Genomic DNA, 13671 nt, shown 5'->3' on the forward strand with positions numbered 1-13671 from the left:
TCTCACGGCTTCACCTCGCTAATACTGGGTTCCGCCGTGTGCAGGGCGCGCTGGCACATGGTTCGCTCGCTTCGCTCACTCACAGCCCGACTGTAATAGATAACACCCCTTGGACCCTACGCCGCCGCCACCTTATTGCAGCAGCTGACGCAGCCGCGCGCCCAGGCTGTCCCAGCGCCACTGCTCCTCGACCCAGCTGCGCCCCGCCGCGCCCATCTGCGCGGCGGCGTCGCGATCGGACAGGATGTCGACGATGGCATTGGCGATCTCGGTGGTGTTGCGTCCATCGACAACTCGGCCGGTCTTGCCCTCCAGCACGGTCTCCGGCGCACCGCCCGAGCGCCCGGCGACCACCGGCACACCGGATGCCGACGCCTCCAGGTACACGATGCCGAGACCCTCGACATCGAGCCCGGCTCCCCGGGTCCGGCTCGGCATCGCGAACACATCGGCCAGCGTGTGGTGGGCGGCGAGTTCGCTGGACGGGACCCGGCCGGTGAAGACCACGTCCTCGGCGACACCGAGAGCCGCAGCGAGAGCGTGCAACTTGTCCTCGTACGGTCCGCCGCCCGCGACCACGAGCACCGCACCGGGAATGCGGTCGCGGATCTCGAGCATGGCGATGATCAAAGCGTCCTGCCCCTTGCGCGGAACCAGCCGAGACAAGCACAGGATTGTCGGCCGATCGCCGAGGCCGTAGCGCTCGCGCAGCTCCGCGCGCGCGGCCGGATCCGGCCGGAACACCTCGGTGTCCACACCCGGCGGCAGATATTCGAGCGCGGCATTCGGTCCGAACGCGGAGGCGAACCGGCTGCGCGTATACCGACTGACATAGGTGACGACATCGGTGTGCTCGCCGATCGCGCGCAGCGCCTGCCGCGCACCCGGCAGCATCGACCAGCCGACCTCATGTCCATGGGTACTGGCCAGAATCCGGGTCGCGCCCGCGCGCCGCAGCATCGGCGAGAGCAATGCGAGCGGCGCCGCCGCACCGAACCACACGGTGTCGCAGTTCTCGCCGCGCAGCAGCCGTGCCGCGCGCCGCAGCACCAGTGGGGTCGGCAGCATCAGCGTGGTGGGGTGGCGAACCACCTGGAACTTCTGCTTAGCATCGAATTTCAGATGACTGTCGCCGCGCCACCGCGGGGCATAGACGACCAGGTCATCGGGCGGCAGCTCACCGGCCAACGCCTGCAGATACGACTGGATACCGCCCGGCCGCGGCGGGAAATCATTGGTAACCAGCAGAGTTCGAGCCATGCGAACAAACTACTGTGTTGGATTTGCCGCGCCTGCGGCGCTCTGGGGTCGGGAGTGCGGCAGCGGTCCGATTCAAGCGGCGTGTGCCGACAACCAGTTTCGCCAGTCGGCGACCAGATCGGTGCGGCTGGTGCCGAGGACATCGCGCATGATGCGGTCCTCGCTGGCCGGGTCCTGTTTGCCTGCGGCGATGCGGCGGTAGAGCTCGACCAGGCGTGACCGGTCGAACTTGTCGGCGATGAATGCGCAGACCGACCAGCCCTGCTCATAGGCCGCGACGGCGCCGGTTCCGGCGAAATCGACGTCGGCCGGGAGATCGCGCGGGATATCCCCGGCACGGATCCGGGTGGCCACCGTCGGCGCGATATCGACGAAGCGATGTCCGGTGCCGAGGTGGGCCACAAATTCAGCGAAGCCCTCGAGCATCCACTGCGGTGCGCCGTCGACGGTCTGGGCGCGGGCCGCGATATGGGTGAGTTCGTGACGCAGTAGCGTGCGCATGCCGTCGCGGTCGAGGCGGCGTCCGGCGTCGGCGCTGAAGACGACACGCTGCCCGGTCGGCTGGGTGCCCGGCACGAACGGGTCGGCGACCGAGGCCGCGGCGACATCGGCGGGCATATTGGTCGAACGCACCAGCGCGGCGAACTCCGACGGATTCGATGCGACCACCACCAGCGCGGACTGGGCCCAGCCCGTACCCCAGACGTCGGTGACGGCCGTGGTCGCGGTGGCGAGTTCGCCAGCGAGGATATCGATTTCGGCCCGTTGCGCGGGATGACCGACGACCAGCGACTCCTGGTCGTTCCCGGTCGGCACCTGTTCGGTGACGAGCTGTCCGAACGGTTCGAGAGTCCGGCGGACCGCGGTCAGGCGCGCATCGTCATCGGCCGCGGCGCGCACACTGCCGATCGAAGTCGGCTGGGCCGCATGCAATTTCGGCAGTACCCAATTCGGCACCACTAGCAATGCGCCACAGGTGCCGGTCAGCACGATCACCATCGCGACCGTGGCCACGAATTGGAAGCGTCGCCGCACGAACAACCACGTGCGGGCGCGCCGCAAGCTACTCATAGCCGATCAGTATCGTCGAGCCGAGTGATAAGGCGTCGACCCCAGGGGTGCGACAGCGACCGGAACGCCGAACGTCGACGCGTGCAGCATGAGTCCATTGCCCGCGTAGATGCCGACATGGGAGATATCGGAGTAGAAGAACACGACATCGCCGGGTTGCAGATCGTTCTTGTCCACCGGGGTGCCGTAGGAGGCCTGCTGGGAACTGGTCCGCGGCACATCCTTGCCGACCTGCTTGAAGGCCCACTGCACGAGTCCGGAGCAGTCGAACTGGTGCGGTCCGGTCGCGCCCCAGACGTACGGGTCGCCGATGCGGGTGAGTCCGGCGGCCAACGCGCTGGTGCCACTGCCGGGAACCAGGCCGTGCAGCAGGGTGTCGGTATCGAATCCGGGTGGGAAGGGTGATCCGGCCAACGCCGATTTGTCCTTGGTGGACAACTGGCCCCACGCCTCGACCACCTGCGCGATGGACCCCGACAGGACGGAACGCTTGCGCTCGAGATCGGCGCGCACCTGATCGGCCCTATCGGAGGCGGCGCGGGCGGTGTCGGCGGCGGTGCGCGCGGACTTCTCCGATTCGGTCGCGGCGGCGGTGGCCCGCTTATACAGATTGAGCTGCTCGGAGTTCTTCGCCGAGATCACGTCGATGGTGGACATCTGGTCGAGCAGCCGCTGCGGTGAATCGCTGAGCAGGACGGCGGAGAGCCGGTTGGTGCGTGCGCCCTGATAGGCGGCGATCACGGTGCGATCGATGATCGGCTGGAACTTGCGGACTTCGTCGCGCGCCGCATCGGCGGTCTGCGTGGCATCGGCGAGTTTGGCGTCGGCCTCGTGCAGGGCGGCGAGTTTGGTGTCGAGATCGGCCTGTGCGCCGAGCGCCTGCTGATTGAGCTGTTCGGATTCGCGCGACAGGTCGATCATGCGCTGCACAGCCTCGCTGGCCGTGGTCGGCAGGGCGGCCGGATCGGCCCCGGCCGGACTGCCGCTGCAGAGTGCCGCGGCCAGGACTCCCGCCGCTAATGTCCCTCCCACCAGACGTTTCGTGCGATGTCTCCGGTGATGTGTCACAGCGCGCCAGGCCCGTTTCTCTCGTGAAGCGACTTCTCGCCTCCGTGAGCTGCGGCAACGTTTTCCGCGGACGCCGCAACCCGGGAAGGTCTCGATTAGGTTACGGAATGGCGTAGGTCCGTGTCCAGTAGGCCACAAAACGATCACCTATGCCATCCGGACGCCCGGCCGTCGGGACGGCCGGGCGCGGAGATCGGAAGGGTCGTTCAGAAGCGGCGAGCACCCGCGACCGGCATCGAGGAGATCGCCGCGAGCTTCACCGGGGTGCCGGAGGTGGAGGCGTGGACGACATTGCCGTCCCCGGCGTACAGGCCGGAGTGGCTGCCGCCGTAGAACGACACCAGGTCGCCGGGCCGCAGATCGTCGAGGGAGACCGGGGTGCCAGCGGCGAGCTGCTCACCGCTGGTGCGCGGCAGCTCCAGGCCGGCCTGCTCGTAGGACCACTTGACCAGGCCGGAGCAGTCGAAGGCATTCGGGCCCGCGGCGCCGTAGACGTACGGGGCGCCGAGCTTGCTCATCGCGGCGTCGAGGGCGACATCGCCGAGGGACTTCTTGGGAGCCAGGAAGGGCAGCGGCGCCGGGGCGCCGGGTACCTCGATGCCCGGGATACCCTGCGGGATCGGGATCTCGTTCGGAATGTCGAACGTGCCGACGCCGGGGATGGTGACCGGCTGGGCCGATGCGGGCGCGGCGGGCAGCAGGAGGGCGCCGAGCGTGGCAGCTCCGACGGCTCCGGCCGCGACGGCACGCTGTGCATGTCGCTTGACGGTGTTGGTCGCCATGGTGCGGTTCTCCCAATCTGCCCCACGACGCCGCACCCGGTGGTGCAGCGGACTTCTGTTCGGACACCGTCGGGTGGTGCGCCGGACTCCGTGAGGTCTCGAAAAGGTTACGAACGCATCACGGTGGTTTGTAAAGTCGAAGGGATCCGAAATGGCGATGCTCAACAAATTTGCCGCGGATTATGTGCGAGATATGTCACAGCAATCACGAAACAATAACGACCGGCAATTATCCGAGGGCGTCGTCGTTGCCGACGAGCGTGGGGCGAAGTGACGGCAGCGTGTCCCAGACGCGATGTTTCTCAAGATTTGCCCAGGTCAGAATGGTATATCGAACTGCTATCGATCGGGTGGGTCGAACCGATCGGTCTTTGCCGGCGTCTCGGTGGCAGCGCGCCGAGGGGTCGACTCCGGACCTCCGGGCGTGTCCGGCCGATTGATGCAGTTTAAGAAATGATGTGACCTGCATCACTTTTTGGTGTTCTAGATCATTTTGTGGGAATCGGAGCGAAATCCTCGTCGCGCAATTCGGTATTTCCGTCGCGAAATCCGAGGTGGCGTTCCCGGGCGTTCCTGTCGTACCGAGGCCCTACGCTGCACGCCGTGCCAGATCCGACGCCGCGCCAGGCCACCGCACGGCAGCTGGCCTTCGACGAGCTCGAGACGCCGCTCTACGACACCACCTTCGTGGTCGTCGACCTGGAAACCACGGGCACCAGCCCGGACGGCGATGCCATCACCGAGATCGGCGCGGTGAAGGTGCGCGGCGGCGAGGTGCTGGGGGAGTTCGCGACGCTGGTGAATCCGGGGCGGGCCATCCCGCCCGCGATCGTCCAGATCACCGGGATCACCACCGCGATGGTCTACGAGGCGCCCCGGATCGAGGCGGTGCTGCCGGGTTTTCTCGAGTTCGCCAAGGGTGCGGTGCTCGTCGCGCACAACGCTCGCTTCGATATGGCATTCCTGCGCGCCGCCGCGGCTCGCATGGATACGCCATGGCCGAGCGGACCGGTGGTGTGCACGGTGAAGCTGGCGCGACGCGTGCTCGCTCGCGACGAGGCACCCTCGGTCCGGCTCGGCGCGCTCGCGCCGCTGCTGGGTGCGACCACGCAGCCGAACCACCGTGCCCTCGACGATGCGCGGGCCACCGTGGACGTGCTGCACGCCCTCATCGGCCGGGTCGGCAATCTGGGCGTGCACAGCCTGACCGAACTGCTCGACTATCTGCCGAATGTCACGCCGCGCCAACGTGCCAAACGGGTCCTCGCCAATGATCTGCCGTCGAGTCCCGGCGTATATCTCTTCCGCGGGCCCTCGGATGAAGTCCTATATATAGGGACAGCGGTGAATCTGCGTCGCCGGGTGCGCAACTACTTCACCGGATCCGAGACCAGGGGCCGGATGAAAGAGATGGTGTCGCTTGCCATTCGGGTCGACCACGTGGTGTGCGCGCACGGCCTGGAGGCCGGGGTGCGCGAACTGCGACTCATCGTCGCGCATACCCCGCCCTATAACCGGCGCTCGAAATTTCCCAAGCGCGGTTGGTGGATCACGCTGACCGAGGAACCGTTCCCCAGATTCGCGATCGCGCGCACACCGACTGCGGATGCGTTGGGACCCTTCCCTTCTCGGACCGATGCCAACGATGTCGCACTCACCATCGCCGAGCACAGCGGCCTGCGCACCTGCACGACGCGACTGCCACGCGACGGTCGCCATGAGTGCCCGCCCGCCGTGGTCGGCGGGTGTCCGGCGGCCGTCGATGGCAGCCCTATATATAGAGAGGAATACGAACCCGCTGCGGCGGCCGTTCGGGCGCTGTTCGCCGGGCATGCGGATGTGCCGCTGCGCGCCATGTTCGACCGCATCGAAATCCACTCGCACGCAGAACATTTCGAGGCCGCCGCCCGATTGCGCGACCGGACCGTCGCGGTAGTTCGCGCCCTGCAACGCACGCAACGACTGTCCGCGGTAGCGCGGATCGCCGAATTGATCGCGGCGCATCCGGACGGTGCGGGCGGCTGGGAGTACGCGGTGATCCGGTACGGGCGGCTGGCGGGGGCGGGGACCTCGGTGCGGGGTGTGCCGCCGATGCCGGTGATCGAACGCATTGTCGCGGCGGCGGAGACCGTGCTGCCGGCGCTTGCGCCGCCGCTGCGCGGCGCGTCGCCGGAGGAGGTCGGACTGGTCAAGCGGTGGCTGGAGCGGCCGGGCGTCCGGATCGTGCGCACCAGCGACGGATACGGCGAACCGATCCGCGGGGCCGCGCGCTGGGCGGGGTGGGCGGAGCTCGCCGATGCGGCTCGCGCCCGACTCCCGGACCAGGACGCCGAACTCGCGGAGTACCAGCGCGGCGACCGCCTAGGCTGACAGCCATGATTACCGCGATCGTGATGATCCAGGCCGAGAACGCCCGCATTCCCGAGACCGCGCAGGCGGTCGCCGACACCGAGGGCGTTACCGAGGTCTATTCGTGCGCGGGCGATGTCGACCTGATCGCGATCGTGCGGGTGCGCAACCACGAGCAGATCGCCGAGGTGGTGACCGGCCGCATCGACAAAACCCCCGGCGTCGCGCGGACCACCACCCACATCGCCTTCAAGTCCTATTCCAGCGCCGACATCGAAGCGGGCTTCTCACTGGGCGAATGAGCGCAGCGGCCGAGGTCGGGAACCGCACTTCGCATGGGCTGGTCGCAGGGGTACGGATCCGAGAGTCCGCGCATGAGCAGGCGCGGGGCTCAGGGGACCAGGATGGAGGAGCCGGAGACGGTCCCGGAAGCGCCGGAGAGGAGCACGGCGCTCGCTTCGCCCTTGCATCCGACCAAGGGGTAAACGGTGACGGCGGCGTCGGTGTGGTTCTCGATGGCCAGGGGGGCGGCGCTGCCGCCGATCTGCACACAGCCGGACGGCGCGTGGTACACGGTGCCGTTGACGACCAGGCTGCCCTGCGCCGCGTGCGCAACGGGTCCGGTGGCAACCGCCGCCGCGATCGCCAGCACGCCTAGTGCCGCGTAAACGCCCCGCTTCATGTCTGTGCTCCTAGCCGCTAGAGACCGGCGGCGCAGGCCCGACGTCGAGCACGGGGCAACGCCGGATGCCGTCGTCACTGTAACCGCTTCGGCCGGGCGGTGCTGACCTGCGGCGCACGATATGCGTCGGGCGCGGCGCGGGTCAGTTGTCGGCGAGAGTATTGGTGAGTTTGGCCCAGCGGTCGAGGAGGGCGGCGGATTTGCCCGCGTCGATGGCCTCGGCGGCGCGTTCGATGCCCGCCGCCAGTACGTCGTGCACATCGGCGTCGGGATCGCCGATGCCACGCGACAGCTCGTAGGCGACGATGGCGGCGGCGGAGTTGAGCAGTACCGCATCGCGCACCGGGCCCGCGGTACCCGCGAATACGCTGCGCGCGACGCCCGCATTGACCTCGGCGTCGCCGCCGCGCAACGCGTCCAGATCCACCCGGGCGATGCCGATGCGGGTCGGGTCGATGGTCGTCTCCCGCAGTTTGCCACCCGATACCACCCATGCGTCGGTGGTATCGGAGGTGGTGATCTCGTCGAGGCCGTCGTTACCGCGCACCACGATGGCACTGGCGCCGCGTTCGGCGAAGACCCCGGCGATCACCGGAAGCAGATCGGGAAACGCGCAGCCGACCAGCCCGGCCCGCGGTTGCGCGGGGTTGGTGAGCGGGCCGAGCACATTGAAAACGGTGGGGATGCCGATTTCCTTGCGGGCGGGACCGGCGAAGCGCAGCGCGGGGTGGAACAGCGGCGCGAAACAGAAGCCGATGCCGACCTCGTGCACGCAGCGAGCCACGGACTCGGGTCCGAGCGCCAGCTTGACGCCCAACGCCTCGAGCACATCGGCGCCGCCGCTCTTCGAGGAGGCCGCGCGGTTGCCGTGCTTGACCACCGGAACCCCGGTCGAGGCCACCACGATCGAGGACATGGTCGAGATGTTCACCGATCCGGATCGGTCGCCCCCGGTCCCGACGATGTCCACCGCATCACCGTCGACGTGGACCAGACGGGCGTGGCCGAGCATGCCGGCTGCCATTCCGGACAGTTCCGTGGGAGTCGGGCCCTTGATCTTCATTGCGACACCGAATGCGGCGATCTGAGCCTGCGTGGCATTGTCGGTGAAGATCTCATTGATCACCCATGCCGTATCGTCCGCCGCCAGATCGCCACCTTCGGCAATGGTCCCGAGCACCTGGGGCCAGCTGCGCGCGCTCATGCCTGCGCCTCGCCAGCGCTCGGCTCTTGCATGACCGTGCCGGGCACGGCTGCGCCGATCGTTCGGTCGCTGCGCTCCCTCATATCCGCTTCTCCCGTCACCACCGGTTCGCGCACCAGTTTGTCGCGCTAGAGCCTAGTTGGCGAGACGTTATTACTGCTGCGAGGTCGCCGAACCGGGCTGCAGCGCATCCCAGCCATCCGCGACGCCGTCGTGGCGCTGTGCGAGACCGGCCATCCTGGAACGTTCCTGCGAACAATGCAGCGCATCGAGCAACTGGACCCGTTGCAGGATCAGCGATTCCAGTTCGTGTGGACTCGGATCCGCGGTGCGCGGGGCCGCGGCGTACCCGTCCTGGGCTGCGATGCCGCACACCTGAGCGACCTGTTCGGGCGGCAGCCGCAGGTGATGGCGCAGTAGTGCGGGTGCGCCGGGATCGAGAGCCGCGGCGCGCGCGAGTGTCGTCGAACACGCCTCGGCGTCATCGAAGCATTCCACGACGACTACCAGATCGGAACGGGTCGGATCGAGCGATTCGGGTTCGTTCCTGCCGAATAGTTGTCGCCACCACCGCGTCACATCCGCCTCCTGATCTCAGCTTTTACTTACCAACGTCTGTCATGCTCGCGCACGGCGCAATGCAACTCGTGTCGACTTTCACCACGCAGCGCGTCCCTACCGCTCGGACGTGGACCTTCGGGGCCGCCGACACGCTGTGTCGCGGGCCCGGCAAATCGAATACGAGACCCCCTCTGTCCGTGCGTTTTCCGACACGGGAGGACAAGTTTCGCACCCGGGTACTTGTGTCGTACTACGACGAGTCATACTTACCCCCGTGACGACCGCAGTAGGGACCCCAGGATCGGCCATTACTCAGCGTGTGCATTCGCTGAACCGGCCCAACATGGTGAGCGTCGGTACCATCATCTGGCTGTCCAGCGAGCTGATGTTCTTTGCCGGGCTCTTCGCGATGTACTTCGTCGCGCGCGCCCAGGCCCACGGCAACTGGCCGCCGGAACCGACCGAGCTGAACCTGAAGCTTGCCGTGCCGGTCACCACCGTGCTGGTCGCCTCCTCGTTCACCTGCCAGATGGGTGTGTTCGCGGCGGAGAAGGGTGACGTGTTCGGCCTGCGCCGCTGGTACGTCGTCACCCTGATCATGGGTGCGATGTTCGTCGCCGGTCAGGGCTACGAGTACACCAACCTGGTCAAGGAAGGCACCTCGATCTCGAGCAGCGCCTACGGCTCGGTGTTCTACATCACCACCGGTTTCCACGGTCTGCACGTCATCGGCGGTCTGATCGCCTTCGTGTTCCTGCTGGTCCGCACCAAGGTCAGTAAGTTCACCCCTGCACAGGCCACCGCCGCGATCGTCGTCTCGTACTACTGGCACTTCGTCGACATCGTCTGGATCGGGCTGTTCGCCACGATCTACTTCGTCCGCTGAGCGGGCCAGCACCCCCAAATCTTTTGCACAAGTCGGTTCCGTCTACTCCAAAGGGACACAGATGAGTTCATCTCCCCCGTCAGCGCCAGAGCCCGCCAGCCCCCGCGCGGCGATCAGCCGCCAAGACGTCGCGGCCGGCCAGGCCAGCAGGACGCGTAAGCAGCGCCGCATGCGGCGTCGCATTGCGGGCGGGCTTGCACTGCTGGTGGGCCTCGTCGGAGCCGGATTCCTTGCCACCGCGATCACGCCGGACCCGCAGGTCGCGACCGCGCACGAGGACCAGTCCGCGCTGATCCGCGACGGCAAGCAGCTCTACGAGACCTCCTGCATCACCTGCCACGGCGCCAACCTGCAGGGTGTGCCCGATCGCGGTCCGAGCCTGATCGGCGTCGGCGAGGCCGCCGTCTACTTCCAGGTCTCCTCCGGTCGCATGCCGATGGCGCGGAACGAGGCCCAGGCCCAGCGCAAGCCACCGAAGTTCGACGCCCACCAGATCGACGCGCTCAGCGCGTACGTCGCCTCGAACGGCGGCGGCCCGAGCGTGGTGCGCGACGCCAACGGCGAGATCGCCCAGGAATCGCTGCGCGGTCCCGATATCGCCCGCGGTTCGGAGCTGTTCCGGATGAACTGCGCGTCCTGCCACAACTTCACCGGCCGCGGCGGTGCGCTGTCGTCCGGTAAGTTCGCCCCGCCGCTGGAACCGGCGAGCGAGCAGCAGATCTACGACGCGATGCTCACCGGCCCGCAGAACATGCCGAAGTTCTCCGACCGGCAGCTGAGCCCGGAAGAGAAGCGCGACATCGTCGCCTACGTCAAGAACGCGACCGAGGAGAAGAGCCCGGGTGGCTGGGACCTCGGCGGGTTCGGTCCCGCGACCGAAGGTCTGGCCATGTGGGTAGTCGGCATCACGCTCGTCGTGGGTGCCGCGATGTGGATCGGATCCCGTTCATGAGCGAAAACAAGGAGCCAAACGACATGGGTCGGCCGGATGAGGGCCACGACGGCGCGGAGCCGTCGAACGAGCAGGTGAATTCCACACCGGCTGAGCCCACCGAGGAAGAACTCGACGCGATGTCTCGCGACGAGCTGGTCAAGCTCGGCACCGAGCGCGATGGTGTCGATGTCGCCTACCGGCGGGAGCGGTTCCCGGTGCCGGGCACCCGCGCCGAGAAGCGCGCCGAGCGCCAGGTCTCGTTCTGGTTCGCGGTCTCCGGTATCGCCGCCGCGGTCCTGGTCGGGGTGTTCCTGTTCTGGCCCTGGGAGTTCAAGGGCACGAACGAGGAGGGCCACGCCGCCTACTCGCTGTTCACCCCGCTGGTCGGCCTCAGCTTCGGTATCTCGGTGCTGGTCATCGGCGTCGCGGTGGTACTGATCCGGAAGAAGTTCATCCCGGCCGAGTTATCCATCCAGGTTCGGCACGACGGTCCGTCGCCTGAGGTCGAGCGCCGCACCCTGGTCGCCGAGTTGCAGGACGCGCTCGACACCTCCACGCTGGGTCGCCGCAAGATGATCACCCGGACCGCGGGTGCCGGTGTCGGCGTGCTCGGCATCGGCGCGCTGCTGGTCTTCGTCGGCGGCATGATCAAGAATCCGTGGGCGAAGGGCGACAAGTCGCCGCTGTGGGTCTCGGGCTGGACCCCGGACTTCCCGGGCGAGACGGTCTACATCCGTCGCGACACGGGTCGTCCGGAGGACGTGATGCTGGTGCGTCCGGAGGATCTGGACGCGGGCGCCATGGAGACGGTGTTCCCGTGGAAGGAGAAGTGGCGCGGCGATGAGCACGCGACGCTGCAGTCCCTGCGCGGTATCCGCAACGCTGTCATGCTGATCCGGCTGCGCACCCAAGACGCGCAGTCGGCCATCAAGCGCAAGGGCCAGGAGAGCTTCAACTACGGCGACTACTTCGCCTACTCGAAGATCTGCACCCACCTCGGTTGCCCGACGTCGCTGTTCGAGTCGCAGACCAACAAGATCCTGTGCCCCTGCCACCAGTCGCAGTTCCTGGCGACCGAATGGGCTAAGCCGGTCTTCGGTCCCGCCGCTCGCGCACTGCCGCAGCTGCCGATCACCGTCAACTCCGAGGGCTACCTGGTCGCCGCTGGCGACTTCATCGAGCCGCTCGGACCGGCCTACTGGGAGCGTCGTTCATGAGTCGGGTTGCAGCCCAAGCCCATGCCGCGGACGAGCGGTACCGCGCCGCCGCGTTCATGAAGCGGTCGATCAACAAGGTCTTCCCGACCCACTGGTCGTTCCTGCTCGGCGAGATCGCGCTCTACAGCTTCATCATTCTGCTGCTGTCGGGTGTGTACCTGACCCTGTTCTTCGATCCGTCGATGAGCGAGGTCGTCTACAACGGCGCCTACCAGCCGCTGCGTGGTGTGACCATGTCGCGGGCCTATGAGACGGCGCTGAACATCACCTTCGAGGTGCGCGGCGGTCTGTTCGTGCGCCAGGTGCACCACTGGGCCGCACTGCTGTTCGCGGCGTCGATCATCGTGCACCTGTTCCGCATCTTCTTCACCGGTGCGTTCCGCAAGCCGCGTGAGGCGAACTGGGTCATCGGCTGCCTGCTGCTGATCCTGGCGATGTTCGAGGGCTTCTTCGGTTACTCGCTGCCCGACGACCTGCTCTCGGGTACCGGTCTGCGGGCCGCGTTCGGCGGTATCACTATGAGTATCCCGATCATCGGCACCTGGATGCACTGGCTGATCTTCGGCGGTGACTTCCCGGGCGACATCATCATTCCGCGCCTGTACATCGCGCACGTGCTGCTGTTCCCCGGCATCATTCTGGCGCTGATCGCCGCGCACGTCGCGCTGGTCTGGTACCAGAAGCACACGCAGTTCCCCGGTCCCGGCCGCACCGAGAATAATGTCGTCGGCGCGCGCATCGTGCCGGTGTTCGCCTCCGACCAGGGCGCGTTCTTCGCCTTCACCCTCGGCATCGTGGCGATCCTTGCCGGTGTGCTGCAGATCAACCCGATCTGGAACCTGGGTCCGTACAACCCCTCGCAGGTGTCGGCGGGTTCGCAGCCCGACTTCTACATGATGTGGACCGACGGTCTGGCGCGTCTGATGCCGCCGTGGGAGCTGTACCTGGGCCGCTACACGGTGCCCGCCGTGTTCTGGGTCGCGCTGATCATGGGCCTGGTGTTCACGGTGCTGATCCTGTACCCGTGGATCGAGCAGCGCCTCACCGGCGACAAAGTGCACCACAACCTGCTGCAGCGTCCGCGCGACGTGCCGGTGCGCACGGCGATCGGTGCGATGTCGATCGGTTTCTATGTGGTGCTGACGCTGTCGTGCGTCAACGACATTCTGGCGCTGAAGTTCGACATCTCGTTGAACGCCACCACCTGGATGGGCCGCATCGGCCTGCTGGTCGTGCCGCCGGTCGCGTACTTCATCGCCTACCGGTTCTGCATCGGTCTGCAGCGCAGTGACCGCGCGGTGCTCGAGCACGGCATCGAGACCGGTGTGATCAAGCGACTGCCGCACGGTGAGTACATCGAGGTGCACCAGCCGCTCGGCCCGGTCGATGACCACGGCCACCCGATCCCGCTGGAGTACCAGGGTGCGACGGTGCCCAAGAAGATGAACAAGCTGGGTTCGGCCGGTCAGCCGGGCACCGGTAGCTTCCTGCGCGCCGACCCTGCCCACGAGATCGAGCAGGCCTTCGAGAACGAGCACGCGGAAGAGCACAAGCAGCTCGCCGTGCTGCAGCGGGTACAGGAGCAGGCGAACGGTCGGAACGGCAACCACGGCCACTGATCGGTAGCTCGAAAGCAGAAAGGCCCCGAGTCGAATAT

At 67.1% G+C, this 13671-nt stretch carries 14 protein-coding genes; 7 read left to right on the forward strand and 7 right to left on the reverse strand.

Annotated elements, in window-relative coordinates; all coding sequences use genetic code 11:
• Window positions 1–132: 132 nt before the first annotated feature.
• The 4 genes from ABZ293_RS33250 to ABZ293_RS33265 all read right to left on the reverse strand — a co-directional run bounded on the left by ABZ293_RS33250 (window position 133) and on the right by ABZ293_RS33265 (window position 4181).
• Window positions 133–1260 carry a glycosyltransferase family 4 protein gene (locus ABZ293_RS33250; RefSeq protein ID WP_355187198.1) on the reverse strand — a complete coding sequence of 376 codons (1128 nt, stop codon included), beginning with the start codon at window positions 1258–1260 and terminating at the stop codon, window positions 133–135.
• Window positions 1261–1332: 72 nt separating this feature from the next.
• A complete protein-coding gene (locus tag ABZ293_RS33255) occupies window positions 1333–2331 on the reverse strand; it encodes a hypothetical protein (RefSeq protein WP_355187200.1) in 999 nt (332 codons plus the stop codon).
• Window positions 2332–2337: 6 nt separating this feature from the next.
• Entirely contained in the window at window positions 2338–3363 is a 1026-nt protein-coding gene (locus ABZ293_RS33260; RefSeq protein ID WP_355187202.1) for an NlpC/P60 family protein, read from the reverse strand.
• Window positions 3364–3605: 242 nt separating this feature from the next.
• On the reverse strand, window positions 3606–4181 hold the full coding sequence (locus ABZ293_RS33265) for a C40 family peptidase (protein WP_355187204.1): 576 nt from the start codon (window positions 4179–4181) through the stop codon (window positions 3606–3608).
• A 151-nt stretch (window positions 4182–4332) separates the two neighbouring features.
• On the opposite strand from ABZ293_RS33265, the gene ABZ293_RS33270 reads away from it, so the two are divergent.
• The 3 genes from ABZ293_RS33270 to ABZ293_RS33280 all read left to right on the forward strand — a co-directional run bounded on the left by ABZ293_RS33270 (window position 4333) and on the right by ABZ293_RS33280 (window position 6832).
• Window positions 4333–4455, forward strand: a complete 123-nt coding sequence (locus tag ABZ293_RS33270; RefSeq protein ID WP_355187206.1) for a hypothetical protein — start codon at window positions 4333–4335, stop codon at window positions 4453–4455.
• Between the two features lie 329 nt (window positions 4456–4784).
• Window positions 4785–6551, forward strand: coding sequence for a DEDD exonuclease domain-containing protein (locus ABZ293_RS33275; RefSeq protein WP_355187208.1), 1767 nt, complete (start codon window positions 4785–4787; stop codon window positions 6549–6551).
• 5 nt (window positions 6552–6556) lie between these two features.
• On the forward strand, window positions 6557–6832 hold the full coding sequence (locus tag ABZ293_RS33280) for an Lrp/AsnC ligand binding domain-containing protein (protein ID WP_355187209.1): 276 nt from the start codon (window positions 6557–6559) through the stop codon (window positions 6830–6832).
• Between the two features lie 89 nt (window positions 6833–6921).
• Here the strand turns inward: ABZ293_RS33280 and ABZ293_RS33285 are convergent, their stop codons facing one another.
• The 3 genes from ABZ293_RS33285 to ABZ293_RS33295 form a co-directional block, all read right to left on the reverse strand.
• The gene (locus ABZ293_RS33285; RefSeq protein ID WP_355187211.1) at window positions 6922–7212 is read right to left on the reverse strand and encodes a hypothetical protein; all 291 of its coding nucleotides are present in this window, start codon (window positions 7210–7212) and stop codon (window positions 6922–6924) included.
• A gap of 142 nt (window positions 7213–7354) precedes the next feature.
• Complete coding sequence (gene trpD, locus ABZ293_RS33290; RefSeq protein ID WP_355187213.1) at window positions 7355–8416, reverse strand: anthranilate phosphoribosyltransferase; 1062 nt, start codon at window positions 8414–8416, stop codon at window positions 7355–7357.
• Between the two features lie 153 nt (window positions 8417–8569).
• Window positions 8570–8995, reverse strand: a complete 426-nt coding sequence (locus ABZ293_RS33295; protein WP_355187215.1) for a hypothetical protein — start codon at window positions 8993–8995, stop codon at window positions 8570–8572.
• 256 nt (window positions 8996–9251) lie between these two features.
• Between ABZ293_RS33295 and ABZ293_RS33300 the strand changes: the two genes are divergently transcribed.
• The 4 genes from ABZ293_RS33300 (at window position 9252) to ABZ293_RS33315 (ending at window position 13633) form a co-directional block, all read left to right on the forward strand.
• Entirely contained in the window at window positions 9252–9863 is a 612-nt protein-coding gene (locus ABZ293_RS33300) for a heme-copper oxidase subunit III (protein ID WP_355187217.1), read from the forward strand.
• Between the two features lie 169 nt (window positions 9864–10032).
• Complete coding sequence (locus ABZ293_RS33305; RefSeq protein WP_354961034.1) at window positions 10033–10815, forward strand: cytochrome c; 783 nt, start codon at window positions 10033–10035, stop codon at window positions 10813–10815.
• 23 nt (window positions 10816–10838) lie between these two features.
• Window positions 10839–12014, forward strand: a complete 1176-nt coding sequence (locus tag ABZ293_RS33310) for a ubiquinol-cytochrome c reductase iron-sulfur subunit (RefSeq protein ID WP_354961033.1) — start codon at window positions 10839–10841, stop codon at window positions 12012–12014.
• The gene (locus ABZ293_RS33315; RefSeq protein WP_355187219.1) at window positions 12011–13633 is read left to right on the forward strand and encodes a cytochrome bc complex cytochrome b subunit; all 1623 of its coding nucleotides are present in this window, start codon (window positions 12011–12013) and stop codon (window positions 13631–13633) included. The genes ABZ293_RS33310 and ABZ293_RS33315 overlap by 4 nt, the downstream gene beginning before the upstream one ends.
• Window positions 13634–13671 lie beyond the last annotated feature (38 nt).

Source organism: Nocardia sp. NPDC005998, assembly GCF_040614395.1.
Classification (GTDB): domain Bacteria; phylum Actinomycetota; class Actinomycetes; order Mycobacteriales; family Mycobacteriaceae; genus Nocardia.

Coding starts and splice junctions, on each gene's coding strand:
- ABZ293_RS33285 (WP_355187211.1), bottom strand. CDS start 7,212: ATGAAGCGGGGCGTTTACGCGGCACTAGGCGTGCTGGCGATCGCGGCG.
- ABZ293_RS33270 (WP_355187206.1), top strand. CDS start 4,333: ATGGCGATGCTCAACAAATTTGCCGCGGATTATGTGCGAGATATGTCA.
- ABZ293_RS33255 (WP_355187200.1), bottom strand. CDS start 2,331: ATGAGTAGCTTGCGGCGCGCCCGCACGTGGTTGTTCGTGCGGCGACGC.
- ABZ293_RS33250 (WP_355187198.1), bottom strand. CDS start 1,260: ATGGCTCGAACTCTGCTGGTTACCAATGATTTCCCGCCGCGGCCGGGC.
- ABZ293_RS33310 (WP_354961033.1), top strand. CDS start 10,839: ATGGGTCGGCCGGATGAGGGCCACGACGGCGCGGAGCCGTCGAACGAG.
- ABZ293_RS33280 (WP_355187209.1), top strand. CDS start 6,557: ATGATTACCGCGATCGTGATGATCCAGGCCGAGAACGCCCGCATTCCC.
- ABZ293_RS33315 (WP_355187219.1), top strand. CDS start 12,011: ATGAGTCGGGTTGCAGCCCAAGCCCATGCCGCGGACGAGCGGTACCGC.
- ABZ293_RS33305 (WP_354961034.1), top strand. CDS start 10,033: ATGCGGCGTCGCATTGCGGGCGGGCTTGCACTGCTGGTGGGCCTCGTC.
- trpD (WP_355187213.1), bottom strand. CDS start 8,416: ATGAGCGCGCGCAGCTGGCCCCAGGTGCTCGGGACCATTGCCGAAGGT.
- ABZ293_RS33265 (WP_355187204.1), bottom strand. CDS start 4,181: ATGGCGACCAACACCGTCAAGCGACATGCACAGCGTGCCGTCGCGGCC.